Genomic DNA, 22,133 nt, shown 5'->3' on the forward strand with positions numbered 1-22,133 from the left:
CTAGAACCTCTTCATCGATTCATCGGATGACTACCGCAATCTGGACCGGCCGGAAGGAGCGAGCGCCGCAGGGGTGCAGGTCACAGCCGTGGCCCGAAGTGCCCGGCCCTACAATCGGGGCCAGCCGCGCCGCGGCGGTGGGCGAAGGAGAACCGTGCGGATCACGATCCGGGATGTCGCACGGCGGGCAGAGGTGTCGGTGGCCACGGTGTCGCGGGCGCTCGGCTCGCCCGACCGCGTCAGCGAAGCCACGCGCGACCGGGTGCTCGCGGTCGTGCGGGAACTGGGCTACCGGCCCAGCCCGGCGGCGCGCAGCCTCATCACCGGCAAGACCGGCGCGATCGCCATCGTGGTGCCGGACCTGGGGAACCCGTTCTTCACCGGCCTGCTCAAGAGCGTCCAGGCGCGGGCGCGCGAAACCGGCCACGCCGTGCTGGTCGGCGACAGCGACGAGGACCCGGCCACCGAGCAGGAGCTCGTGCGCACGCTGGCGAAGCAGGCCGACGGCGTGCTGCTGTGCTCGCCCGGGATCGACGACGCCACCATCACCGAGCTCGACGGCCTCACGTCGCTGGCGCTGCTCAACCGCCGGGTGGCCGGGATCGGCGCCACGGTGATGGACAGCGCCGGCGGGATGCGCGAGGTCGTGGCGCACCTGGCCGCGCTCGGGCACCGGCTCGCCTACCTCAACGGCCCCGACAGCTCGTGGTCCAACCACGAACGGCTGCGCGGGCTGCGTCCGGCCGCCGCGGAGCACGGCGTCGAGATCGTGGAACTCGGGCCGTTCGCCCCGCGGTACGAGGACGGCTCGCCCGCCGCCGACCAGGCGCTGGCCGCCGGCGTGACCGCGGTGCTCGCCTACAACGACGTGATGGCGCTCGGCGTGCTGGCGCGCCTGCGCGACCGCGGGGTCGACGTGCCGGGCGAGCTGAGCGTGACCGGCTTCGACGACCTCGTCTACGCGGCGGTGTCCGCTCCCCCGCTCACCACCGTCGCCATGCCGCTGGCCGAGGCCGGCAGCGACGCGGTGGATCTGCTGCTGGCCCATGCGGCCACCGACCCGGCCGGCCGGGTGGTCACGGAGCTGCCGACGCGGCTCGTCGTGCGCGCCACCACCGCCCGCGCGCCCGGGTATCACCGCTGACCATTCCCGCACACTAGGGGAAATGTCGGAAAATGATCGGGACCGACACGTAATCCGGTCACGCCCGATACTGCGTTCCACTGTGGATCGATGTTACAGTTCTTCACAGGCCACGGAAAACGCGGCTGCCGGAAACGTTCGAGGAGGATTCACCCGCCATGGCGCACAAGGTCCTGGTCCAGATGGTGGACGACATCGACGGCGGGGTCGCGCACCAGACCGTGCCCTTCGGCCTCGACGGCGTTCAGTACGAAATCGATCTCTCCGACAAGAACGCGGGAACTCTGCGTGAAGAGTTCGCCCGCTACATCGCCGCCTCGCGCCGCACGGGCGGCCGCAAGGTGCGCCGTGGCACCGGTTCGGCCACGCCGACGCCCGAGGACCGCGAACGTTCGCGCAGCATCCGCGCGTGGGCCGCGGACAACGGCTGGAGCATTTCCGAACGCGGTCGCATTCCCACCGACGTGGTCACCGCCTACGAAAACAGCCGCACCTCCGGCTCGAAGTCACGGGCCCGCGGTGGTCGCACAAAGGCGAAGGCGTAAAACTGATCCGGGCGTCGCCGTGCGGCCATTTCCACCGACCCGCCGCACGCCCCGCCGGAAACGTCCCCACCGAATCCGAAAACCGCGGTTAACCGGCGGCTCCCGGTGAACCACCGCCGCCGCGACGGCCTTGACAGTCCGTCGCGGCGGTTCGTACGTTCCGACCGGGAGCCGCGGACCTTCCCCGACGTCCGCTTCGGAGAGGGTGCTCGCGGATGAGTTTCACCGAGTCGTTCGAGATCGTCGCCGCCGTGATCGAAGGCCTCGGCGTCGGCATCATGGCCCTCGGCCTCGTGGTGGTGCTGGTGCGCTTCGTCGTCGACCTCACCCGGCGCCGCGGCAGCTACGACCAGCTGCGAGTGCACCTCGGCCGCGTCATCCTGCTCGGGCTCGAGATCCTGATCGCCGGCGACATCATCCGGACCGTGATCGTCGACGCGTCGCTGGACAACGTGCTGATCCTCGGCTTGATCGTGCTGATCCGGACCGTGCTGAGCTTCGCGCTCGAGGTCGAGATCTCCGGCGCGTGGCCGTGGCAGGCCAAGCGGGGGGCGCGGCCGCCCGCCTGACCTCCCCGGCGCTCAGGCCGCGCGGCCGAGGAACGCCAGCAGCCGCGTGGTCTCGTCGGCGCCCGCCGGTGGGGTGCGCTCGGGCCCGAAGAACTCGGGCCGCCGCAACGGAATCGAGCGAACCCACTCGTCCGTCGCCTTCACCACGGCCGGATCGAGCGTGACGGTCAGACCGACGGCCTGGGCGATGTCCCAGGTGTGAACCAGCGCGTCGGAGATGAACGCCGGCAGCAGCGTCGTGAGCGGCACGCCCCCGGCGTCGGCGACCGACGTGACCCGCGCGAGCCCGGCCCGGGTCAGGGCCGGGGCGGTCGCCTCGAACGCCACGCGCCACTCCCACGCCGGATCCCCGGCGCAGAGCACACCCGGGTTCGGTGCGCCCGGCTCCCCCGCGGTTTCGGGGTAGTCGGCGCCGGTCACCCAGGCCGCCAGCCGGTGGCGGCCCCACAGCACGTGCCCCACGATGTCCCGCACCGTCCACGCCGCGCACGGCGACGGCGCGTCCCACCGCCGCGCCGGCACCTCGGCCACCACCGCGCCGAAGCCGTCCTGCGCCACGAAGTACTGCTCCACAAGATCCACAGCTCGCTCCCTTCACCGATGTCCTATCCCGACGACCACCGGCGGGCGGTGAAACAGACCGAATCCGGTCCCGGCTTCGCCGGCTCGCGGCTACCGTGGTGGGAATGACCGAATCGACCAGTACCGCAGATCAGACCGGCGCGCTGACGCGCAACGTCGAGGGACACGAGGTCGGTGCGAGCGTGTCCATCATCCGCGAGAGCACCGACGTCGCCGGGTCCGGCCCGCGGCTGCACCGCCACCCCTACCGCGAGACGTTCGTGATCCAGCGCGGCCACGCCTTGTTCACGATCGGCGACACCGAGCGGGAAGGCCGGGCCGGCGACGTTCTCGCGGTTCCCGCCGGGGTCGCGCACAAGTTCGTGGTTCTCGGGCCGGAGCGCTACGAAGCCGTGCACATCCACGAGAACGACCGGTTCGTCACGGAGTGGCTCGAGTAGACACCGTCCACTCACGACGGTGCCGGGCACCCAGGCCCGCGTTCGCGTTCGCACATTTGTCAGCGCGGGTCACACCCGGCGGCCGGAATCGCCGAATCACGCGCTGACCTGCGGAACCCGGCAGTGCGGCGGAGGGCGGCTTTCCGCCTCACGGAAACACTCCGTGCCCGCGCTGCCGTCTCGTGAAAACCTGCTCCGACCACCGGCAACGGACCGGGCCGCCGCTGCCTTGACACCACGCTGGGCGGGACTCATCCTCACTTCTCTCGTTTCCGTTCGATGGAGGGTGTGATTCCGCATGACGGAGGTGCTGGACCGGACGACCGGCCGCGACGACCGCGACCGGCTGTTCGCCACCGCGCCCGGGTCGGCCGTCGACCTGGCGGTGCCCCTGGGCCCCCTCACGCTCGCCAACCCGGTGATGCCCGCGTCCGGCTGCTTCGGCCCGGAGCTCGGTCCCCTGCTGCCGGTGCGCGAGCTCGGCGCCGTCGTGACGAAGACCGTGTTCGCGCAGCGCCGCTCCGGCAACCCGTCGCACCGGCTGACCGAAAGCGCGCTCGGCATGCTCAACAGCGTCGGCATCCCCAGCCCGGGCACGAGCCGGTTCGTGCGCGACGTGCTGCCGCGCTACCGCGAGTTCGGCGTGCCCGTGATCGCCAGCGTCGGCGGGTTGACCGTGGACGAGTACTGGCAGGTCGCCGACGAGCTGGCCGGCGCGGAGTGCGCGGCCTTCGAGGTCAACGTGTCCTGCCCCAACCTCGAACACGGCGGGCTCGCCATCGGCGCCGACCCCGCGGCGGTCGAGGCCGTCGTCGCCGGTGTGGTGGCGCGCACGCCGCTGCCGGTGCTCGTGAAGCTCACGCCCGGAGTCACCGACATCGGCGAGATCGCCCGCGCCGCCGAGCAGGCGGGCGCGACCGCCGTGACCGTGAGCAACACCTTCCCCGCCCTGGCCGTCGACGTGCGCTCGCGGCGCGCGGTGCTGGGCAACGGCGTCGGCGGCCTGTCCGGCCCGGCCGTGAAACCGCTCGCGCTGCGGCTGGTGTGGCAGGCGGCCTCGGCCGTCGACATCCCCGTCATCGGCTGTGGTGGTATCAGCAGCGCGCGTGACGTCGTCGAGTTCCTCATCGCCGGCGCCACCGCCGTGCAGGTCGGCACCGCGACGTTCACCCGCCCCTACGCGATGGCCGAGATCGTGCGCGACCTCGCCCACCACTGCGCCGAGCTCGGGGCGGGCGCCGTCCACGAGCTCATCGGAACCCTGCGCACCTGATCCTGACCACTACCCCCAACCCAGCCGATCCCCCATCCCGGCCCCTTCCCCCAACGCCGTGAGGAGAGCTCCACACCATGTCCGACGAAACGCTGGCCGGCAGCGCCGCACCACCCGCCACGTCCGAAGACACCGCCGCCGCCAAGGCCACCACGCGCTACGCCCGCAAGGCCGTGTTCGCGTCGTCGATCGGCTACGCGATGGACGGCTTCGACCTGCTGATCCTCGGGTTCGCCCTGTCCGCCATCTCCGGTGACCTCGGGCTCGGCGGCGCCGAAGCCGGCTCACTGGCCACCATCACGCTCATCGGCGCGGTGGTCGGCGGGATCGCGTTCGGGATCCTCTCCGACCGCATCGGCCGCGTGAAGGTGCTGACGTACTCGGTGATCTTCTTCGCGGTGTTCACCGGTCTCACGGCGATTTCCACGAGCTACTGGGAGATCGCCGTCTTCCGGTTCCTCGCGGGCGTCGGCATCGGCGGCGAGTTCGGCATCGGCATGACGCTGGCAGCCGAAGCGTGGCCGGCGAAGAAGCGCGCCCGGGCGACCTCGCTGGTCGGCCTCGGCTGGCAGGCCGGGGTGCTGCTCGCGGCGCTGATCTCCGCTCCGGTGCTCAACGCGTGGGGCTGGCGCGGGCTGTTCCTGCTCGGCGCGTTCCCCGCGATCGTCGCCATCGTGTTCCGCTCGCGGCTGCACGAGCCCGAGCAGTTCACGCGCCACCGCGAAAGCCAGGAGGGCAAGCCGAAGGTACCGCTCAAGCTGCTGGTGGCCGACGGGCCCACCACCCGCGCGACGATCGGCGTCCTCGTGCTCACGTCGGTGCAGAACTTCGGGTACTTCGGCATCATGATCTGGCTGCCCACCTACCTGTCCACGCAGTTCGGCTACAGCCTCACGAAATCCGGGGTGTGGACCGCCGTCACGGTGGTCGGCATGGGCGTCGGGATCCTGGCGTTCGGCGAGATCGCCGACAAACTGGGGCGCCGCAAGGCCTTCTGGCTCTTCCAGGCCGGCGCAGCCATCTCGGTACTGGGCTACAGCCAGCTCTCGTCGCCGTGGGCGTTGATGGTGGGTGGCGCGATCATGGGCGCGTTCGCCAACGGCATGATCGGCGGCTACGGCGCGCTGATGGCCGAGCTCTACCCCACGGCGATCCGGTCCACGGCGCAGAACGTGCTGTTCAACCTCGGCCGCGCGGTCGGCGGGTTCGCGCCGATCGTGGTCGCGCTCGTCGCCGCCAGCTACGGCTTCGGCTTCGCCATCGGCGTGCTGTCCGTGATCTACCTGCTCGACATGGTCGCGATGATCTTCATCCCCGACCGGCGCGCCGAGCAGCTGGCCTGAGCCCGGTACCCGAGCAAGGAGAACCATGCAGGTCGTCATCCGCGCCTTGTCCGTGCTGCGGGCCCTCGCGACGAAGGGCAAGGGCGCCACGCTCCAGGAGCTGCACGAGGAGCTCGACATCCCCGTGGGCAGCGCGCACCGCGTGCTCACCACGCTGATGGAGGAGAACTTCGTGACCCGCTCCCCCACCAACAAGCGGTACTTCCTCGGCCCCGCCGCACGCCAGCTCGGCGAGCCGGCGCCGCACCGGACGGCCCTGCTGGCCAACCCGCATCAGGCGGTGGTCGACGCCGCGGCGGCCAGCGGCGAGACGGTGTTCCTCACCGAGCTCATCGGCGCCCGCGCCGTGTGCGTCGCGCTGGTGGAGGGCCGGCACCCGCTGCGGCTGTTCGTGCGCATCGGGCAGGAGATGCCGCTGCACGCCGCCGCGTCGAGCCGTTCACTGCTCGCTTACCTGCCGGAGCCCGCGGCCCGGCGGGTGCTCGAAACCCAGTCGCTCGACGCGTTCACCCCGGACACGCCGACCACAGTGGACGAACTCGTCGACCACCTCGCCCTCGTGCGGGCCCGCGGGTACGACATCTGCGACGACGAGCTCGACCGCGGCGTCTGGGCCGTGGCCGCCCCGATCTTCACCTCCACCGGCGCGGTGGCCGCGAGCGTCACGCTGGCCGCGGCGGGCACCCGCATGCGCGAGGGCAGCTCGCGCACGGTGGCGACGGACGCCGTCCTCACCGCCGCGCGCGAGCTGTCCGCCGAGCTCGGTTTCGCCGGCGCCGAACCCACCACGGCGGTCGGCGGACCGGCGAGGAGCGCCCGATGAGCCTCGAGGCAGACCTGGCCACGGCCACCGACACCACCACCGTGTTCCTCGGCGCCGAGCGGCGGCGCGCCGAGCTGCGCGCGGATCTCGCGGCGATCGGCACCGCATTCACCACTCGGCCCTCGATCCTGCGCCGAGCGGCGGCGCTGCTCGCCGAGGAACTGCCCACGGCGACCGATCGGCTGGTCACCACGGGCACGGCCGACGCCGTCGCGGTCACTACGGCGCTGGCGTTGCACACCGGTCTGCCCTTCGCGGTCGACGCCGGTGAAGTGCACCGGGGCGACCGCGTCGCCGTGGTGACACCGGTCGCCGACGACCCGGCCGGCGATCTCACCGACGCGACCGCCGCCGCGCTGGCCGACCGCGTCCGCGCGGCGGGCGCCGAGCCCGTCGTCCTGCTCAGTGTGCTCGCGGCCGACGGCACCCCTGCCCTCGCCGGCACTCGAACCCCTTCGGAGAACCCCTCATGACCACTCCCGTTCAGGACGCCGGCGCCGCGGTGCGCAAGCTCGGCGTCAGCCCCGACACCTACGGCCCCTCGCTCGACACGCCCACAGATCCCGCCGCCACCGAAGTGGTCGGCGCCGCGCTGGCGGAGCTGCTCGCCCAGCAGGCCCTCGACCAGGTCGCGGTGTGGCACGGCGCCGACGACGCCGTGCTCGCGCACGTCGTCGCCCGGCAGCTGGGTGCCACGGTGACGCGCGCGTCCGAGCTCGAAGGTGTGGTCGGCTTCCACCCGCCCGTCGCGGCCGGCACGCGGATCGCACTGGTCGGCACCGCGTGGGAACCCGCGCGGCTGCGGACGCTGCTCAACCTCGCCGCGACCGCGCGAGCCGAGGTCGTCGCGGTGGCCGCGGTGCTGGCCACGCCCGCGCTCGCCGAGGTGACGGGCCCGCCGACGGCGGCGCTGCTGACCGAGCTGCCGGGTGGCCCACGATGACCGCGTCCACCGCGTCCTCAGGGTCTACCGTGGACACCCGGCTGCGCGCCGACGCGGACCGGATCGCCCACTGGCTCGACACGTTCGCCGCACTGTCCGAACCGGTCTCCGGCCCGGGCGTGACCCGGCTCGCGCACACCCCGCTCGAACGCCGCGCGCACGCACTGTTCGCCGAGTATGTCAGCTCACTCGGTCTCACCGTGCGCACCGACGCCGCGGGCAACACGATCGCCGAGCTCCCGGGCACTGAGCCGAACGCGCAGGCGCTCGGCACCGGCTCGCACCTCGACAGCGTGCCCAACGCCGGCGCGTTCGACGGCATCGCCGGCGTGGTCGCCGCCATGGAGACCGCGCGGCTCTACACCGAGCACGACGTGCGCCTGGCCCACCCCGTGCGGTTCGTCGTGTTCGCCGCGGAGGAGGGCGCGCGCTTCGGCCAGGCGTGCACCGGCAGCCGGATCGTCGCCGGGCTCACCGGCGCCGAAGACCTCGAGACCAAGTTCGACGCCCACGGTGTGAGCCTCGCCGACGCGATGCGCTCGGTCGGCCTCGACCCCGCCGGCGCGGCCGGTGCGCGCTGGCGCCCCGAGGACTGGGCCGCGTTCCTGGAGCTGCACATCGAACAGGGCAGCGTGCTCGAGTCGACGGGCCTACCGCTCGGCGTGGTCGACCTCATCTCCGGCAGTACCCGGCTGCGCCTCGACCTCACCGGCCGCGCGTCGCACACCGGCGGCACGCCCATGCACCAGCGCGCCGACGCGCTCGCCGCCGCGGCCGAGATCGTGCTGCTGATCGAGGCCATCGCCACCGACAGCCGCCACCACGGCACCCGCGCGACCGTCGGGCGGCTCGACTCCGCACCCGGCTCCATCACGACGATCGCGGGACAGGCGCAGCTGCACGTCGATGTCCGGGACGTCGACAGCGACCGCCAGCGCCAGACCGCCGCGGAGATCGTCGAGCGCGCCCACGCCCTCGCCGCGCGCCGCGGAATCGGGTTCGCCGCCCGCACCCTCGCCGACGCGTCCCCCGTGCTGCTGCCCCGTCGCGTGACCGACGTGGTCGCGGCGACGTGCGCCGAGCTCGGCTTCGCGCACCGCGTGCTGCCCAGCGGCGCCAGCCACGACGCGCAGATGGTCAACCACGTCACACCGACCGGCATGCTCTTCGTACCCAGCCGCGCCGGCGTGAGCCACAGCCCCGACGAGTGGACCGACCTCGCCGACCTCGTCGTCGGCACCGAAGTGCTCGCCCACAGCCTCGTCCGGCTCGACACCGCGTTCGCCGTCGCGGGATCGGAGCAATCATGACCACCACCGACGCCCAGGCGGTCCGCGACCACGTGACGCCCCTGCCCGACACCGGCCCGGTCCCCGCTCCGACGTGGCACCACGCCGAGGTGCTGGAGCACCGTCCGGAAGCCGACCGCTACCAGTACCTGCGCCTGCACGCGCCGAGCATCGCGCGGGCCGCGACGGCCGGGCAGTTCGTGATGCTCACCGCCGCGCGCCAAGGTGAACGCGGCCCCGTGCTGCCCCGGCCGATGGCGATCTACCGCCGCGACGCCGAGGCGGGCACGATCGAGGTCGTCTACGGCGTGGTCGGTGACGGCACGCGCAAGCTCACCACGTTCGCCGCGGGCGAGACGATGCTCGTGGTCGGCCCGCTCGGCCGTGGGTTCCACGTGCCCGACGACGCCACCCGGGTGCTGCTGGTCGGGCGCGGCATCGGCACGTGCTCGCTCACCACCGTCGCGCAGGACCTCGCGGGCAGCGGCACGGAGCTGGTCGCCGTCGCGAGTGGACGGACGCCGCAGGCCGTGATCGGCGCGGACTTCTACCGCGAGTGCGGCGCCGAGCGCGTGCTCACCGTGACCGACGACGAGGGCACCAGCGAGATCGCGCGCCTGCGCGCGGAACTGACCTCCACTTTGGACAGTTCGCCACCGCAGCGGATCCTCACGTGCGGCTCGGACCGGCTGGCGTGGCTGTGTCGCGAGCTGGCCGACCGCTGGGGCGCCGAGGTGCAAGTGTCGTTGGAAGCACACATGGCCTGCGGCCTCGGCTACTGCCACGGCTGCGCCACCGGAACCCGCGGCGGGCCCGAGGAGTCGCCGCTGATCTGCAAGGACGGCCCCGTGTTCCGGCTGGAGAAGACGGCATGAGCCCGCTCACGCAGGCCCCGCTCGGCCACGCGGTACTCACCGGCGTGGCCCCGTTCGGCGGCCCCCCGATCGACCTTGTGGTGCGCGACGGCCGCATCGCCGAACTGCGGCCCCGCGGCAGCGCCGACGAGCCGAACCGGTTCGACGCCGATGGTCTCGTGCTGCTGCCCGCGTTCGTCGACCTGCACACGCACCTGCGCGAGCCGGGCGGCGAGGACGCCGAGACCATCGCCACCGGTACCGCCGCCGCGGCGGCCGGCGGCTACTCCGACGTGTTCGCCATGGCCAACTGCAGCCCGGTCACCGACTCGCCCGAGCGGATCCGCCACGTGCTCGACCTGGCCGAGCGCACCGCGTCGTGCCGCGTGCACGCCGTCGGCGCCATCACCGAAGGCCTTGCGGGACAACGCCTCGCGCCGCTGGAAGCCATGGCCGCGGCCGGGGCTCGCCTGTTCTCCGACGACGGCCGCTGCGTCGACGACCCCGTCCTGGTGCGCGAAGCCCTCGAGCTGACCAAGCGGACCGGCACGGTGCTCGCCCAGCACGCCCAGTCGGGCCCGCTCGCCGGTGCCGGCCAGATCAACGCGGGCGGCGCGGCCGAGCGCACCGGACTTCCGCCGTGGCCGGCCACGGGCGAGGAAACCGTGGTGGCGCGCGACATCGTGCTCGCCGCCGACGCCGGGGCGCCGCTGCACGTCTGCCACGTGTCCACCGCGCGCTCGGTCGCGCTCGTGCGGTGGGCCAAGGACCAAGGCTGGGCCGTGAGCGCCGAGGTCACGCCGCACCACCTGCTGCTCACCGACGGCGAAGCCGCGAGCGCGGACCCCAAGTTCAAAGTCAACCCGCCTCTGCGCTCCCAGGGCGACGTCCGGGCCCTGCGGGCCGCGCTGCTCGACGGCACGATCGACGCCGTCGCCACCGACCACGCGCCGCACCTCGCCGAGGCGAAGGCCGCCGACTGGTGCGGGGCGCCGTTCGGGATGACCGGGCTGGAGACCGCGCTGGCCGTGGTGTCCGAAGTCCTGCACACCAGCCGCGGCGTCGACTGGGCGCTGGTGGCCGACCGCATGTCCCACGCCCCCGCGCGCATCGGTGGCATCGCCGCGTCCGCCGGCCGCCCGATCGCCGTCGGCGAGCCGGCCACGTTCACCCTTGTCGACCCGCGGGCCGGCTGGACGGTCGATCCCGCCGACACCGCGGGCCGCTCGCACAACACCCCGTTCGGGGGCCTGTCCTTCACCCACCGGCCCGTGGCGACGGTCGTCGCCGGCGCCGTGACCGCCGACCGCGGCGGGTTGTTCACCAGGAGTGCCCGATGACCACCACCCGCACCGAAGCGGACCTGCTCGGCGAACTGGCCGTGCCCGCCGACGCGTACTACGGCGTGCAGACCCGCCGCGCCATGGCCAACTTCCCCATCAGCGGCCTGCCGCTGTCGACCCACCCCGAGCTCGTGGTTGCGCTGGCGCGTGTGAAGCACGCGGCCGCGCTGGCCAACCACGACGTCGGCCTGCTGTCCGGCGACAAGACCGCCGCGATCGTCGCCGCGTGCGAGGAGATCGAGTCCGGCCGGCTGCACGAGCAGTTCACCGTGGACGTGATCCAGGGCGGCGCGGGCACCTCGTCGAACATGAACGTGAACGAGGTCGTGACGAACCGGGCACTGGAGCTCCTCGGCCGCCCGCGCGGCGACTACGCGCGGCTGCACCCGATCGACGACGTCAACCTCGGCCAGTCCACCAACGACGTCTACCCCACCGCCGTGAAGCTCGCGGTGCACGCGGCCGCGACCGAGCTGCTCGACGCCATGGCCGAGCTGCGCGGCGCGCTGGCCGCTAAGGGCCGCGAGTTCACCGACGTCGTGAAGATCGGGCGCACCCAGCTGCAGGACGCCGTGCCCATGACCCTGGGCCGCGAGTTCACCGCGTTCGCCGTGACGCTCGGCGAGGACGAGCAGCGGCTGGCCGAGGCGCTCACCTTGCTGACCGAGATCAACCTCGGCGGCACCGCGATCGGCACGGGCCTCAACGCGCACCCCGACTACGCGCGCCTGGCGTGCGAGCACCTCGCCCGGCTCACCGGCACGCCGCTCGTCACCGCCACCGACCTCGTGGAGGCGACGGCCGACGTCGGCGTGTTCGTGCAGCTCTCCGGCGTGCTCAAGCGCGTGGCCGTGAAACTTTCCAAGACCTGCAACGATCTTCGGCTGCTGTCCTCGGGTCCGCAGGCCGGGTTCAACGAGCTGCGGCTGCCGAAGGTGCAGGCCGGGTCGAGCATCATGCCGGGCAAGGTCAACCCCGTGATCCCCGAGGTCGTCAACCAGATCGCCTTCGAGGTGATCGGCAACGACACCACCGTCACACTCGCCGCCGAGGCCGGGCAGCTGCAGCTCAACGCGTTCGAGCCGATCATCGCCCACTCGCTGCTGAAGTCGCTGCACCACCTGCGCACGGGCGCGCAGACGCTGGCGCGCCGCTGCATCACCGGCATCACGGCCAACACCGAGCACCTGCGCCGCCAGGTCCGCGAGTCCATCGGCCTCGTCACGGCACTGAACCCGGTGATCGGCTACGAAGCGGCGAGCGCGCTCGCCAAGCAGGCTTCGGCCACCGGCCGCTCGATCCACGAGCTCGTGGTCGACGCCGGCCTGCTCACCTCCGAGCAGCTCGACACGTTGCTGGGCCTGCCTGCGACCACTCCGGGCTGACACCGCGGCCTGACACTGTGACCTGACACCGCGGGCCGACACCGTGACGACTGCCGTCGTTTACCCTTCGTTTACCTGGGTGCACTGCAATGAAACCTCCATCGGGTGACGCCAGGAGGCTTCATGAGCACGCAGACCCTCGGAGCCCTGGCCCCGGAGCAGCCCGACACCCCCTTCGGGCACCTGGAAGACCGCCTCAGCCGCGACTTCGCGGCCATCGGCGCCGAGTCCGTGCACGACTTCGTGCAGCGCGAGCGGGCCCGCTTCACCGACGCGCCGATCCAGGCGTTCGTGCCGATCCTGGTCGAGCGCGCCGTCCGCGCCGCGCTGGGCCGCCCGCAGCCCGCCTGACGCGGCGCTGAAAATTCAGCGCCCGCCACCGTCCACTGTGCACTGACCGTCCGGTGCGGCGAGCCGGAACCGCTGCTCGGTAGGCTGTCGGGTCGTGACCGCCCACGACGACCGGACCGACTCGCTCAGCGCTCGTGTCGAGGAGCGGCTCGCCGGGCTGTCGCCGGCCGAGCAGCGCGTGGCGGAGTACCTGCGCAGCCACCAGCAGGCGATCCTGCTGTCCACGGCCGGCGACCTCGGCGTACTGAGCGGCACGAGCGACGCGACGGTCGTCCGCGCGGTGAAGGCGCTGGGCTACTCCGGCCTGCCGGAGCTCAAGCGCGTCGTGGGCCGGTACGTCGTCGGCGACACCAACCCGGCCACGCGCCTGCGCGAGCGCATCGAGCGGACCGGCGACGACACCGACGCCCTGCTCGACCAGGTGCTCACCGAGTCGCTCGAACGGCTCACGGAGACGCGCCGGCTGCTGGCCGACCCCGAGTTCACCGCCGCAGTGGACCTGCTGGACTCCGCGGCCGAGGTGCTCGGGTACGGCCTCGGCCCGTCCGAGCTGCCGATGCAATACCTCGTGACCCGCCTGCACCGGCTCGGCCGGCGCGCCTGGAGCACCTCGGCCACGGGCTTCCGGCTCGCCGACGACCTGTTGCGCCTCAAGGAGAACGACGTCGTGGTGCTGTGCGTGCCCGACCGGCTCCTGCACGACGTCAAAACTCTCGCCGAGCACGCGCGCTCGGTCGGCGCGCGCGTGCTGCTCGTGACCAACTCCTTGCGGCCCACGCTCGGCGACCAGGTCGACGTCGTCCTCGCGGCCGTGCACTCGGTCAGCGGCCTGACGCACGAGGGACTCGGGGCGACACTGGTCGTCGACTGCCTGATGGCGGGGCTGGCGCGCAAGGACCCGGCAGCCGTCTCCGACAACATCGACCTGCTGACCGCCTTGCGCACCGCCCTGGTGCCCCGCGACATGCGGGCGCGGTGGCCCGGCCGGGAGTGACCCGAGCTCAGCGCCCCATCTCGGCGGCCCGGTCGCGGGCCGCCTCGATCGCCGCCATCACCGCCGCGCGCACCCCGCGTTCCTCGAACTGCCGGATCGCGGCGATCGTCGCCCCGCCCGGGCTCGTCACGGCCGCGCGCATGCGCACCGCGTCGGCGTCCGGGACCTGGAGCATCTCGGCGGCGCCGGCGGCGTTGGCCTTCACGAGCTCCTCGGCCAGCGCGCGCGGCAGGCCGAGCAGGATCCCGGCTTCGATCAGCGCTTCGGTGAGGAAGAAGTAGTACGCCGGACCGCTGCCCGACAGCGCCGTGATGGCGTCCATGCGCGATTCCTCGACGCGCACTACCTTGCCCACCGGCTCGAACAGCGACTGCGCGTAGTCGAGCTCCGCCTCGCCCGCGTACGTGCCCGCACTGATCGCCACCACCCCACGGCCGACGGAGACCGGCGTGTTGGGCATGCAGCGCACGACCGGCGACTTGCCCGGCAGCAGCGCTTCGAGCCGCGACGTGCGCACGCCGCCGACGGCCGAGACGAACAGCTGGTTGTCGTTCACGTCGTCCGCGACCGCGGCGAACAGATCGTCCACGTGGTACGGCTTCACCGTGAGCAGCACGGTTTCCGCCGTGCGGATCGCGGGTCCGGCTTCGGCCGTGGTCGCCACGCCGTAGTGCTCACGCAGATACGCGGCGCGCTCCTCGGCGAGCTCGACCACGACGACCTCGGCCGCCGTGAACCTCGGTTCGGTGCCGGCGAGCAGTCCGGCGAGCAGCGCCTCGCCCATGTTGCCGCCGCCGATGATGGCCAGTTTCGTCATCGCAGGGTGAACCCCGTTCCCAGTTCGTCGGCCGGGTCGAGCGTGAACACGCTCTCGCCGGCCAGGTGTGCGGTGCCTTCGATCTCCGTGGCGACGCCGCCGTCGGTGCCGGTGCCGCCGGTCGGCAGGATCCGGCCGGTGAAGGTGGTGCCGATGATCGAGCCGTGGGTGAGCACGTCGCCCTCGCGCAGCCGGCCCTCGGCCGCGAGCAGCGCCAGCCGCGCGGAAGTGCCGGAGCCGCAAGGGGAACGGTCGACCTGACCGTCGGCGAACACGGTCACGTTGCGCTGGTGCGGTCCGGTCGCGGTGTCGCCGAGGTCGTCGTAGAGGATCACGCCGTAAACGCCGCCGAGCCGGCTGTCCGCGGCGTAGCGCGCCCACAGCGTGCCGCTGAGGGCGGCCTTGACCTCGCGGCCGGCGGCCACGAGCTCGGTGTGGTGCTCGGGGACCACTTCGAGGCCGAACGCGGACGCCGGCACGCACGCGTAGATCGCGCCGCTGTAGGCGAGATCGACCGAGACCGGCCCGCTTTTCGTGCTGACCTCGACGCCGCGGCTGAGCACGGTCGTGTCGACATTGCGGAAGGCCACCTTCCGCACCTCGCCGCCTTCGCACGTCACGGCGGCGGTGACGCGGCCCGACGGGACGTCCATCGGCACCTCGGTCACGCCGTCGGCCGCCGCTTCGACGCGGCCGGTGCGCACGGCCCACGCGCCGAGCGCGATCGTGCCGTGCCCGCAGGCCGTGGAGTAGCCCTCGCGGTGCCAGAACAGCACCCCGAACAACGACCCGGCCGTCTGCGGCGGCACCAGGAAACAGCCGTACATCGCGGAGTGCCCGCGCGGCTCGCGCACGAGCAGCTCGCGCACCGCGTCGATGGCCGGCGTCGAGCACGCGACCTCGCGCCGTTCGAGCACCGTCGTGCCGGGAATCTCCGGCGCCCCACCGGTGACGATGCGGAAGGGCTCCCCCGCCGTGTGGTAATCGGTGACGGTCACCGCGTCCACTGTGGACCTTCCAGGCTCGCTGTAGTGTTCATGACAGGTGACAGTACATGGTAGTTTTCACTACGGGAAGACCTGTGCGCGCGGTCACCGCCGCCGCTTGTCCGGAATACTATTCGTGCACGAATAGTTGACTCGGGCATGAAGACTTCCGTGCTCGCCCGGCATCGCTGGTGGTGGCAGCCGCTGGGGATCTCCCTGCTGCTGGTGCTGGTGTTCATCGGTCTCTACGTCGGGTTCCAGCGCAGCCCGCAGCCCTACCAGATGCCCGTCGCGGTGACCGGGACCTCGTTGCAAGCGCAGTTCGCCGGAGCGACCGGGCCGGCCGTGGCCGTCGTGCCCGTCGCCGACCAGGCCGCGGGCGACGCGCTGCTGCGCCACGGCGACGCCGTCGCGACGCTGACGGACCAGGCCGGGCACCTGCGGCTGGACGTCGCCGGCGCGAGCGGCGCCACGACCGTGTCCGCGGCCGAGAAGCTGGTGACCGCGTTCGCGCAGCACCGCGGGCAACCACTGGTGGTCACCGACGTGCTGCCGCTCTCGGTGTTCGACAGCAAGGGGATGTCGGGCTTCTACGTGGCCTTCGGCGTCACGCTGGCGTCGTTCGCACTGGCGCAGAACCTCCTGGGGGCCGCGCGGCGCGTCCGGCTGCGCCACCGCATGGCGGCGCTCGCGGGGTTCGCGGTGCTGTCCGGGATCGTCGCGGCCACATTGGCCGGGCCGGTGCTCGGCGCGCTGCCCGCACCGTTCGTGCCGCTCGCGCTGACCCTCGGCCTCCTCTCGGCCGCGACGGCACTGACGACGAAGGCCCTGGGCACGTGGTTCGGCGCGATCGGCATCCCGATGTCGACGCTGCTGCTGCTCACCGTCGGCAACTCGACGAGCGGCGGCGTGCTCGGCGTGAACCTGCTGCCGGAACCGGCGCGGTGGGCGTCGGCCGCGCTGCCACCGGGCGCCGCGGTGCGCGCGCTGTCGGACCTCGACTACTTCCACGGCGCCCACCTGCTCGTGCCGGTCCTCACCCTGCTGGCGTGGTCCGCGGGTGCCGCTTTCCTGATCCACGTGCGGGAACGCGGCCGCGCCGCCACCGCCGAGCCCGGGCGGCCGGCTTCGACCGGGGAGATTTCGGGTCACGTCAGCGCTCCGGCTGTCCTCGTCGTGACGGATCCGCAGGGCGCCGTCACCGCGCGGTCGGACACCGACGGCCGCGGCCGGTTCCACCTGACCGGCCTGGCGCCCGGCGACGTGACGCTGACCGCCGTCGCCGAGGGGTTCCTGCCGCGAACGCGGGCGCTGACGGTGCCCGCGAGTGGCGCGACAACCGTGGACCTCACCCTGGCGCCCGCGTACGCCCGCGCCGCATGAGGCAGCCTTGAGCCATGGACACCGGACCGGACCACGACGTCGAGGACGGCGAGCGCCCGCTCGGCGACGCTCCGCTGTACCTGCTGCGCCAGGCGCTGCGCACCTACACCGCGCGCTGGCAGGACACGGTGCGCGAGCTGACGCCGCCGCAGTACGTCGCGCTGCGGGTGCTGCGGGCCTCACCCGATCTCGACCAGGCGGCGCTGGCCGAGGCGACGCGGATCGACACGGCCACGCTCACACCCTTGCTCGCCCGGCTCGAGGAGCGCGGCCACGTCGTGCGGCGCGTCGACCCGGGCAACCGCCGCCGCAAGCTGTTGCGGATCACCGAGGACGGGGCCGCGGTGCTGCGCCGGGTCGCGCCGCTCGTCGCCGAGACCGAGGACACGTTGCTCGGTGAGCTGAGCGCGCAGCAGCGCACGGCGTTCACCGACGTGCTGCGGAGGATCGCGCACGCCTGAGCGATGTCCCTATTGGTGGGGTTCGTGGCCGGTCCGGACCCTGCGGAGGAGGGCTCGCGCGAGGCAAGGTGGGAGGACCACACCGTTTCTCACCCAGGGAGTCGTGATGACCGAGACGATCGCCGGGATCACCGTGCCGGACACGGAGCTCGTCGCCGAGGTGACGTCGCTGATCCGCGAGCAGTCCACCGAGCTGCTGTTCAACCACTCGCGCCGCGTGTTCCTCTTCGGCAGCCTGCAGGCGCGCGCCCTCGGCATCGACCCCGACCCGGAGCTGCTCTACGTGGCCGCGCTCTTCCACGACACCGGTCTCGTGCCGCCGTGGCGCAGCGAGCAGCAGCGCTTCGAAATCGACGGCGCCGACCAGGCCCGGGAGTTCCTGCTCGCGCACGGCCGTTCGGCCGCCGACGCCGACCTGGTGTGGACGTCGATCGCGCTGCACACCACGCCCGAGGTGCCCTACCGGATGGCGCCCGAGATCGCCGCCACCACCGCGGGCGTCGAGACCGACGTGCTCGGCCTGCACCTGGACCGCGTGTCCGGCGAGGACATCGCCGCCGTGACCGCCGCGCACCCGCGCCCGGACTTCAAGCGCCGGATCCTGCAGGCGTTCAAGGACGGGTTCGCCCACCGTCCCGACTCGACGTTCGGCACCGTGAACGCCGACGTGCTGGAGCACTTCGTGCCCGGCTTCAAGCACACCGACTTCGTCGACGTGATCGAGAACTCCGACTGGAAAGAGTGACGCCGGCCGGCCGCTGCCGTGCGCCCCGAGGACACGGTGGCGGCCAAAACGCTTGCGCGGCAACCCCGGTTGGTGTCATGATCGCGGTATGTCTGATGGAAAGGGCGTGCTCGCCCTCGCGCGGTGACCGCGCCCCGCGGGCCGGGAGCCCGCACTCTGGACCACTCTGAAATCCTTGACCCATCACGGGTTCGCTGGCAGATCGCCGAGGCCGCCCGGGCCGAATGGCTCGCCCACGCCCTCTCGTGCGAGCCCGCCGACCGGCCGGCCGCCGAGGCCGCGATCAGCGCGCTCTACGAGCTCGTCGATCAGCCTCCCCCGACGTTCGTGTGGGTCGATTCCCCTGGTGCGGCAGCGAAACTCGTGCCACCGAGCCGGACACTCTCGGCAGGGACACCGACCTGGCTGGAAAGCCGCCTCGCCAACTCGTTGTCAGAGCTGCGCGCGCGGCTCAACCGACGGATCGACTTCTCCGACCACTCGTCGCGGCGACCGGTCATCCCGCCGGAAGATCCCCCAGAAGCGCTTGATCGCGGCCTCGCACTCGACGCCCTGCTCGCCCACGGCGTGCGGGGTGCGCTGCGCAGCAGCGTTCTCGGTTCGGTCGCCGCCACGATCAGGGCCGAGCTGCGCGAGCCGATCGGGCTCGGCTGGTACGGCCAGCACGAGGCCCACTGGGTGGCGCACTACGATGCCCACCGCCGGATTGGCGTACACTTTGGACAGGAGCCTGAGCGGGTTTTCGGTCTGTGGGCCGAAACCGTGCGTTCGTGCGGCTGGTGGTGGCCCCGCGACGACGTGTGCGTGCTCACCGAGCGCCCGGTCGTCGTCCGCACCGAACCCGTGCCCGGCTCCGCGTACGGCGAGTTGCGGATGCACGCCGCCGACGGTCCCGCGATCGCCTATCCCGACGGCTGGCGCGCGTATGCGTGGCACGGCACGCCGGTGCCGCCGTGGGTGATCGAAGACGTGACGGCCGACGCCATCAACACCGAACGCAACATCGAGATCCGCCGCTGCGCCGTCGAGCGCCTGGGCTGGGATGGCTACATCGAGCGGGCGGGCCTCGCGTTCGTCGCACGGGCGCCGGACCCCGGCAACCCGGATTCCGAACTGCTGCTCTACGACGTGCCCCGCGCACCCGGCACGATCGCGCGCAGGCTGCTGCTCGCCGTCAACGGATCCGTGGAACGCGACGGCACCCGCCGACGCTACGGCCTGTCCGTGCCGCCGTGGTTCGACGACCCCGTCGACGCCGCCGGCTGGTCCTACGGGCTCACCGGAGCCCAGTACACCGGGCTGCTTCGCCGGACCTGACCTTCCCTTCGAAACCCCAAGGTGATCACCATGACCGAAGTATCCACACTGGACACCCAGACCATCAGCCTCGCCGACCTCCTCGACCGCTCCGGCCTCGACGTGCTGGAGCACCTCCAACGCCAAGTCGCCGTTCCCGTGCTCGACGGGCTGCAGGCCCAAGGCGACCTCATCGTGATCCCGCACGCCCTTGTCGCAAGCACCGTCGTGCTGCGCACCAGCGCGTGGTGGCAGCCCGTGCCGCGCGGCGGTGTCGAACTGGTGCGCGGCGTGGACGGACGCAACCCGCACACACTGGTGGCCGATCCCGGCACCTGCCGGTGGACCTCGTCGATCCGCGACCCGCTGAACCTGGGCATCGCGGTGTTCGAGAGCTCCGCGCCCGCCTACCTGATCCACCCCGAGCACGGCGGCAGCGGGGTGGCTCCGGGCCGGTGGCTCGTGCGGCGCCAGCAGGAGCGAGGGGTGACCTTGACCAGGCTGCTGATCGCCGACTGAAACCGGCGCGGTACTCGAGTTGTACGTCCCTTGTATCCCGTTCCATGATTCTTTGCCCGGATTCATTCGCGGACGAGAGGACCAGGGATGCTCAGGAAGGTCGTCACACTGACCGCGCTCGCGGCGGCGGCGCTCGGCGTGGCCGCACCGGTTTCGGCCGGTGCGGCCACGCAGGCGCTGCCCGCGGCGAGCATGGAGGCCGTGCTCAAGGCCGCGCAGATCGACCCGCGCCGCGCCGACAGCACGCAGACCCCCGGCGCGCACGACAGCGTGCTGCTGGTCGAACAGGCGCTGCAGGCCAAGGGACTGCTCGACGCGAAGTACGTGGACGGGTACTTCGGCACCACGACCATCACGGGGTACGCGAAGTACCAGAAGTCGCTGGGCTACACCGGGATCGACGCCTCGGGCCTGCCCGGCCGCACGTCGCTGGAGAAGCTGGGCGACGGCCGGTACACCGTCACCGCCGTGATCGCCGCGGGCAGCCACGTGACCTACCACGGCGTCACGCTCAACACCCGCACCAAGACCATGCTCGTGGCCGCCGAAGGCCTGCTCGGGCGCCAGCTGAGCCTCACGCAGGGCTCGTACAACCCGGGTGGCGTCGACGCGTCGGCCGGGACGCACGACGGCGGCGGCACGTTCGACGTCTCGGTGGCGGGCCTGTCCACCGCGACCCGCACGAGCGTGGTCAAGACCCTGCGCCAGGTCGGGTTCGCGGCGTGGCTGCGCACGCCGGAGCAGGCCGACTGGGGTTACCACATCCACGCCGTCGCGATTTCCGACCCGGACCTGTCCTCGGGTGCCCAGCACCAGACCGGTGACTACTACCTGGGCCTCAACGGCCTGGCCGGACGCGGCGCGGACGACGGCCCGGCGGTGAACCCGAAGCAGACCTGGGAGGAGTACCAGCGCGGCTGACGGCGGCGGCCTCGCCGGTTTCAGCCGGAGCCGGCGAGGACGTGCCGTGGTGGCACCCGCACCCCCCGCGGTGGTTGTATCGGGACCATCGACTACGGGGGGTGCTTCCATGGCGAACAAGGCGTTCCGGTTCGGAGTGGTCGCGGCGGCCGACGGCAGCGGCGCGAAGTGGCAGGCCACGGCGCGGCGCGCGGAGGAGTTGGGCTACTCGACGCTGCTCTCACCCGACAACCTCAACCTGCCCTCGCCCACGGCGGCGCTGGCGATCGCCGCGGCCGTCACCACGACCTTGCGGGTCGGCTCGTTCGTGCTGGCGAGCCCGCTGCGCACGCCGCGCGCGGCCGCGTGGGAGGCGCACAGCCTCACGCAGCTCACCGACGGCCGCTTCGAGCTCGGCCTCGGCACCGGCCTGCCCACGATGCGCCAGGCGGCCGACGAACTGGGCCTGCCCTACGGCTCCGGCCAGGACCGGCTCGACCAGGTGTCGGAGACCATCGACCACGTCCGGCGCCTCGACGGCTCCGCGCACACCCCGGTGATGATCGCGGCCGGCGGTCCCAAGGCCCGCCGGCTGGCCGCGGCGAAGGCCGACATCGTCACGCTCGCCGGGGGCGTGCTGACCACGCGCACCGAGATGGCCGGGTACGTGGACGAGATCCGCGCGGCGGCGGGTACTCGCGCCGACGACATCGAGTTGTCCCTCAACATCTTCGTGGTGGGCGAACAAGCGCCGCCGTGGATGAGCCGCTTCCTCGGCGGCCTCGACGCGAAAACCCTCATCGAGCGCGATTCGCTCACCGTGCTCACCGGTGACGTCGACGCCATGGCCGCCGAGCTCGAACGCCGCCGCGAAGAGCTCGGGGTGTCGTACTTCACCGTGAACAGTGCGTTCGTCGAGGAGTTCGCTCCGCTCGTGGCGCGTCTCACCGGCAAGTGACGCGGGCCGCTGGGTCCACTTCGGACTCGAGGGTGGTGGAAACCTCGTGACCGTCTCGGGTCCTGGCACGGGGTTCATCCCGTTCCTCCCGCCGCCACCGCGCAGGCCAGGGCGTGTTCGATCGCCCTCACCTGGCTGAAGCCGGGCGACGGCGCCGTGCGGACCATGGGCGGACACCTGGGCTCGCGCT

25 protein-coding genes are annotated in these 22,133 nt (G+C 72.4%); 22 read left to right on the forward strand and 3 right to left on the reverse strand.

Annotated features, from left to right (window positions below):
* Nucleotides 1–154: 154 nt before the first annotated feature.
* The 3 genes from QRX50_RS39690 (at nucleotide 155) to QRX50_RS39700 (ending at nucleotide 2,258) form a co-directional block, all read left to right on the forward strand.
* Nucleotides 155–1,144, forward strand: a complete 990-nt coding sequence (locus QRX50_RS39690) for a LacI family DNA-binding transcriptional regulator (protein ID WP_285968212.1) — start codon at nucleotides 155–157, stop codon at nucleotides 1,142–1,144.
* Between the two features lie 158 nt (nucleotides 1,145–1,302).
* Nucleotides 1,303–1,689: a histone-like nucleoid-structuring protein Lsr2 gene (locus tag QRX50_RS39695; RefSeq protein ID WP_285968213.1), complete on the forward strand. Its 387-nt coding sequence runs from the start codon at nucleotides 1,303–1,305 to the stop codon at nucleotides 1,687–1,689.
* 215 nt (nucleotides 1,690–1,904) lie between these two features.
* On the forward strand, nucleotides 1,905–2,258 hold the full coding sequence (locus QRX50_RS39700; protein ID WP_285968214.1) for a DUF1622 domain-containing protein: 354 nt from the start codon (nucleotides 1,905–1,907) through the stop codon (nucleotides 2,256–2,258).
* A gap of 12 nt (nucleotides 2,259–2,270) precedes the next feature.
* Here the strand turns inward: QRX50_RS39700 and QRX50_RS39705 are convergent, their stop codons facing one another.
* A complete protein-coding gene (locus QRX50_RS39705) occupies nucleotides 2,271–2,840 on the reverse strand; it encodes a TIGR03086 family metal-binding protein (protein ID WP_285968215.1) in 570 nt (189 codons plus the stop codon).
* A 104-nt stretch (nucleotides 2,841–2,944) separates the two neighbouring features.
* Between QRX50_RS39705 and QRX50_RS39710 the strand changes: the two genes are divergently transcribed.
* The 12 genes from QRX50_RS39710 (at nucleotide 2,945) to QRX50_RS39765 (ending at nucleotide 13,878) form a co-directional block, all read left to right on the forward strand.
* Nucleotides 2,945–3,280 carry a cupin domain-containing protein gene (locus tag QRX50_RS39710; protein ID WP_285968216.1) on the forward strand — a complete coding sequence of 112 codons (336 nt, stop codon included), beginning with the start codon at nucleotides 2,945–2,947 and terminating at the stop codon, nucleotides 3,278–3,280.
* 298 nt (nucleotides 3,281–3,578) lie between these two features.
* Entirely contained in the window at nucleotides 3,579–4,553 is a 975-nt protein-coding gene (locus QRX50_RS39715; RefSeq protein ID WP_285968217.1) for a dihydroorotate dehydrogenase, read from the forward strand.
* 77 nt (nucleotides 4,554–4,630) lie between these two features.
* Complete coding sequence (locus QRX50_RS39720) at nucleotides 4,631–5,896, forward strand: MFS transporter (RefSeq protein WP_285968218.1); 1,266 nt, start codon at nucleotides 4,631–4,633, stop codon at nucleotides 5,894–5,896.
* Nucleotides 5,897–5,921: 25 nt separating this feature from the next.
* Nucleotides 5,922–6,719: an IclR family transcriptional regulator gene (locus QRX50_RS39725; RefSeq protein WP_285968219.1), complete on the forward strand. Its 798-nt coding sequence runs from the start codon at nucleotides 5,922–5,924 to the stop codon at nucleotides 6,717–6,719.
* A complete protein-coding gene (locus tag QRX50_RS39730; protein WP_285968220.1) occupies nucleotides 6,716–7,192 on the forward strand; it encodes a hypothetical protein in 477 nt (158 codons plus the stop codon). The genes QRX50_RS39725 and QRX50_RS39730 overlap by 4 nt, the downstream gene beginning before the upstream one ends.
* Nucleotides 7,189–7,662 (forward strand): hypothetical protein, encoded by a 474-nt coding sequence (locus QRX50_RS39735; RefSeq protein WP_285968221.1) that lies wholly within the window; start codon nucleotides 7,189–7,191, stop codon nucleotides 7,660–7,662. The genes QRX50_RS39730 and QRX50_RS39735 overlap by 4 nt, the downstream gene beginning before the upstream one ends.
* Entirely contained in the window at nucleotides 7,659–8,972 is a 1,314-nt protein-coding gene (locus tag QRX50_RS39740; protein ID WP_285968222.1) for a Zn-dependent hydrolase, read from the forward strand. Before QRX50_RS39735 ends, QRX50_RS39740 begins: the two co-directional genes overlap by 4 nt.
* Nucleotides 8,969–9,826 carry a dihydroorotate dehydrogenase electron transfer subunit gene (locus tag QRX50_RS39745; protein ID WP_285968223.1) on the forward strand — a complete coding sequence of 286 codons (858 nt, stop codon included), beginning with the start codon at nucleotides 8,969–8,971 and terminating at the stop codon, nucleotides 9,824–9,826. The genes QRX50_RS39740 and QRX50_RS39745 overlap by 4 nt, the downstream gene beginning before the upstream one ends.
* A complete protein-coding gene (locus tag QRX50_RS39750) occupies nucleotides 9,823–11,145 on the forward strand; it encodes a dihydroorotase (protein ID WP_285968224.1) in 1,323 nt (440 codons plus the stop codon). The genes QRX50_RS39745 and QRX50_RS39750 overlap by 4 nt, the downstream gene beginning before the upstream one ends.
* A complete protein-coding gene (locus QRX50_RS39755) occupies nucleotides 11,142–12,533 on the forward strand; it encodes an aspartate ammonia-lyase (RefSeq protein WP_285968225.1) in 1,392 nt (463 codons plus the stop codon). Before QRX50_RS39750 ends, QRX50_RS39755 begins: the two co-directional genes overlap by 4 nt.
* A gap of 123 nt (nucleotides 12,534–12,656) precedes the next feature.
* On the forward strand, nucleotides 12,657–12,884 hold the full coding sequence (locus QRX50_RS39760; protein WP_285968226.1) for a three-helix bundle dimerization domain-containing protein: 228 nt from the start codon (nucleotides 12,657–12,659) through the stop codon (nucleotides 12,882–12,884).
* Nucleotides 12,885–12,978: 94 nt separating this feature from the next.
* Nucleotides 12,979–13,878, forward strand: coding sequence for a MurR/RpiR family transcriptional regulator (locus QRX50_RS39765; RefSeq protein WP_285968227.1), 900 nt, complete (start codon nucleotides 12,979–12,981; stop codon nucleotides 13,876–13,878).
* Nucleotides 13,879–13,885: 7 nt separating this feature from the next.
* Here QRX50_RS39765 and proC read toward each other — a convergent pair whose 3' ends face one another.
* Together proC and QRX50_RS39775 are read right to left on the reverse strand one after the other, a co-directional pair.
* Nucleotides 13,886–14,695 carry a pyrroline-5-carboxylate reductase gene (proC, locus tag QRX50_RS39770; protein ID WP_285968228.1) on the reverse strand — a complete coding sequence of 270 codons (810 nt, stop codon included), beginning with the start codon at nucleotides 14,693–14,695 and terminating at the stop codon, nucleotides 13,886–13,888.
* The gene (locus QRX50_RS39775) at nucleotides 14,692–15,693 is read right to left on the reverse strand and encodes a proline racemase family protein (RefSeq protein WP_285968229.1); all 1,002 of its coding nucleotides are present in this window, start codon (nucleotides 15,691–15,693) and stop codon (nucleotides 14,692–14,694) included. Before QRX50_RS39775 ends, proC begins: the two co-directional genes overlap by 4 nt.
* A gap of 147 nt (nucleotides 15,694–15,840) precedes the next feature.
* On the opposite strand from QRX50_RS39775, the gene QRX50_RS39780 reads away from it, so the two are divergent.
* The 7 genes from QRX50_RS39780 (at nucleotide 15,841) to QRX50_RS39810 (ending at nucleotide 21,943) form a co-directional block, all read left to right on the forward strand.
* Nucleotides 15,841–17,064, forward strand: coding sequence for a carboxypeptidase regulatory-like domain-containing protein (locus tag QRX50_RS39780; protein WP_285968230.1), 1,224 nt, complete (start codon nucleotides 15,841–15,843; stop codon nucleotides 17,062–17,064).
* A 14-nt stretch (nucleotides 17,065–17,078) separates the two neighbouring features.
* The gene (locus tag QRX50_RS39785) at nucleotides 17,079–17,525 is read left to right on the forward strand and encodes a MarR family winged helix-turn-helix transcriptional regulator (protein ID WP_285968231.1); all 447 of its coding nucleotides are present in this window, start codon (nucleotides 17,079–17,081) and stop codon (nucleotides 17,523–17,525) included.
* A gap of 106 nt (nucleotides 17,526–17,631) precedes the next feature.
* Complete coding sequence (locus QRX50_RS39790; protein WP_285968232.1) at nucleotides 17,632–18,270, forward strand: HD domain-containing protein; 639 nt, start codon at nucleotides 17,632–17,634, stop codon at nucleotides 18,268–18,270.
* 123 nt (nucleotides 18,271–18,393) lie between these two features.
* On the forward strand, nucleotides 18,394–19,587 hold the full coding sequence (locus tag QRX50_RS39795) for a DUF6745 domain-containing protein (protein ID WP_285968233.1): 1,194 nt from the start codon (nucleotides 18,394–18,396) through the stop codon (nucleotides 19,585–19,587).
* Nucleotides 19,588–19,617: 30 nt separating this feature from the next.
* Nucleotides 19,618–20,085, forward strand: a complete 468-nt coding sequence (locus QRX50_RS39800; protein WP_285968234.1) for a DUF8820 family protein — start codon at nucleotides 19,618–19,620, stop codon at nucleotides 20,083–20,085.
* A gap of 87 nt (nucleotides 20,086–20,172) precedes the next feature.
* Nucleotides 20,173–21,006, forward strand: coding sequence for a peptidoglycan-binding protein (locus QRX50_RS39805; RefSeq protein WP_285968235.1), 834 nt, complete (start codon nucleotides 20,173–20,175; stop codon nucleotides 21,004–21,006).
* 109 nt (nucleotides 21,007–21,115) lie between these two features.
* A complete protein-coding gene (locus tag QRX50_RS39810; protein WP_285968236.1) occupies nucleotides 21,116–21,943 on the forward strand; it encodes an LLM class flavin-dependent oxidoreductase in 828 nt (275 codons plus the stop codon).
* The last annotated feature ends 190 nt before the right edge of the window (nucleotides 21,944–22,133 follow it).

The sequence above is a fragment of the Amycolatopsis sp. 2-15 genome, assembly GCF_030285625.1.
GTDB lineage: Bacteria > Actinomycetota > Actinomycetes > Mycobacteriales > Pseudonocardiaceae > Amycolatopsis > Amycolatopsis carbonis.

Bases quoted from the DNA above. Each gene is read 5' to 3' on its own strand.
- QRX50_RS39695 (WP_285968213.1), top strand. From the start codon at position 1,303: ATGGCGCACAAGGTCCTGGTCCAGATGGTGGACGACATCGACGGCGGG.
- QRX50_RS39700 (WP_285968214.1), top strand. From the start codon at position 1,905: ATGAGTTTCACCGAGTCGTTCGAGATCGTCGCCGCCGTGATCGAAGGC.
- QRX50_RS39710 (WP_285968216.1), top strand. From the start codon at position 2,945: ATGACCGAATCGACCAGTACCGCAGATCAGACCGGCGCGCTGACGCGC.
- QRX50_RS39715 (WP_285968217.1), top strand. From the start codon at position 3,579: ATGACGGAGGTGCTGGACCGGACGACCGGCCGCGACGACCGCGACCGG.
- QRX50_RS39720 (WP_285968218.1), top strand. From the start codon at position 4,631: ATGTCCGACGAAACGCTGGCCGGCAGCGCCGCACCACCCGCCACGTCC.
- QRX50_RS39725 (WP_285968219.1), top strand. From the start codon at position 5,922: ATGCAGGTCGTCATCCGCGCCTTGTCCGTGCTGCGGGCCCTCGCGACG.
- QRX50_RS39730 (WP_285968220.1), top strand. From the start codon at position 6,716: ATGAGCCTCGAGGCAGACCTGGCCACGGCCACCGACACCACCACCGTG.
- QRX50_RS39735 (WP_285968221.1), top strand. From the start codon at position 7,189: ATGACCACTCCCGTTCAGGACGCCGGCGCCGCGGTGCGCAAGCTCGGC.
- QRX50_RS39740 (WP_285968222.1), top strand. From the start codon at position 7,659: ATGACCGCGTCCACCGCGTCCTCAGGGTCTACCGTGGACACCCGGCTG.
- QRX50_RS39745 (WP_285968223.1), top strand. From the start codon at position 8,969: ATGACCACCACCGACGCCCAGGCGGTCCGCGACCACGTGACGCCCCTG.
- QRX50_RS39750 (WP_285968224.1), top strand. From the start codon at position 9,823: ATGAGCCCGCTCACGCAGGCCCCGCTCGGCCACGCGGTACTCACCGGC.
- QRX50_RS39755 (WP_285968225.1), top strand. From the start codon at position 11,142: ATGACCACCACCCGCACCGAAGCGGACCTGCTCGGCGAACTGGCCGTG.
- QRX50_RS39760 (WP_285968226.1), top strand. From the start codon at position 12,657: ATGAGCACGCAGACCCTCGGAGCCCTGGCCCCGGAGCAGCCCGACACC.
- proC (WP_285968228.1), bottom strand. From the start codon at position 14,695: ATGACGAAACTGGCCATCATCGGCGGCGGCAACATGGGCGAGGCGCTG.
- QRX50_RS39780 (WP_285968230.1), top strand. From the start codon at position 15,841: ATGAAGACTTCCGTGCTCGCCCGGCATCGCTGGTGGTGGCAGCCGCTG.
- QRX50_RS39785 (WP_285968231.1), top strand. From the start codon at position 17,079: ATGGACACCGGACCGGACCACGACGTCGAGGACGGCGAGCGCCCGCTC.
- QRX50_RS39790 (WP_285968232.1), top strand. From the start codon at position 17,632: ATGACCGAGACGATCGCCGGGATCACCGTGCCGGACACGGAGCTCGTC.
- QRX50_RS39800 (WP_285968234.1), top strand. From the start codon at position 19,618: ATGACCGAAGTATCCACACTGGACACCCAGACCATCAGCCTCGCCGAC.
- QRX50_RS39805 (WP_285968235.1), top strand. From the start codon at position 20,173: ATGCTCAGGAAGGTCGTCACACTGACCGCGCTCGCGGCGGCGGCGCTC.
- QRX50_RS39810 (WP_285968236.1), top strand. From the start codon at position 21,116: ATGGCGAACAAGGCGTTCCGGTTCGGAGTGGTCGCGGCGGCCGACGGC.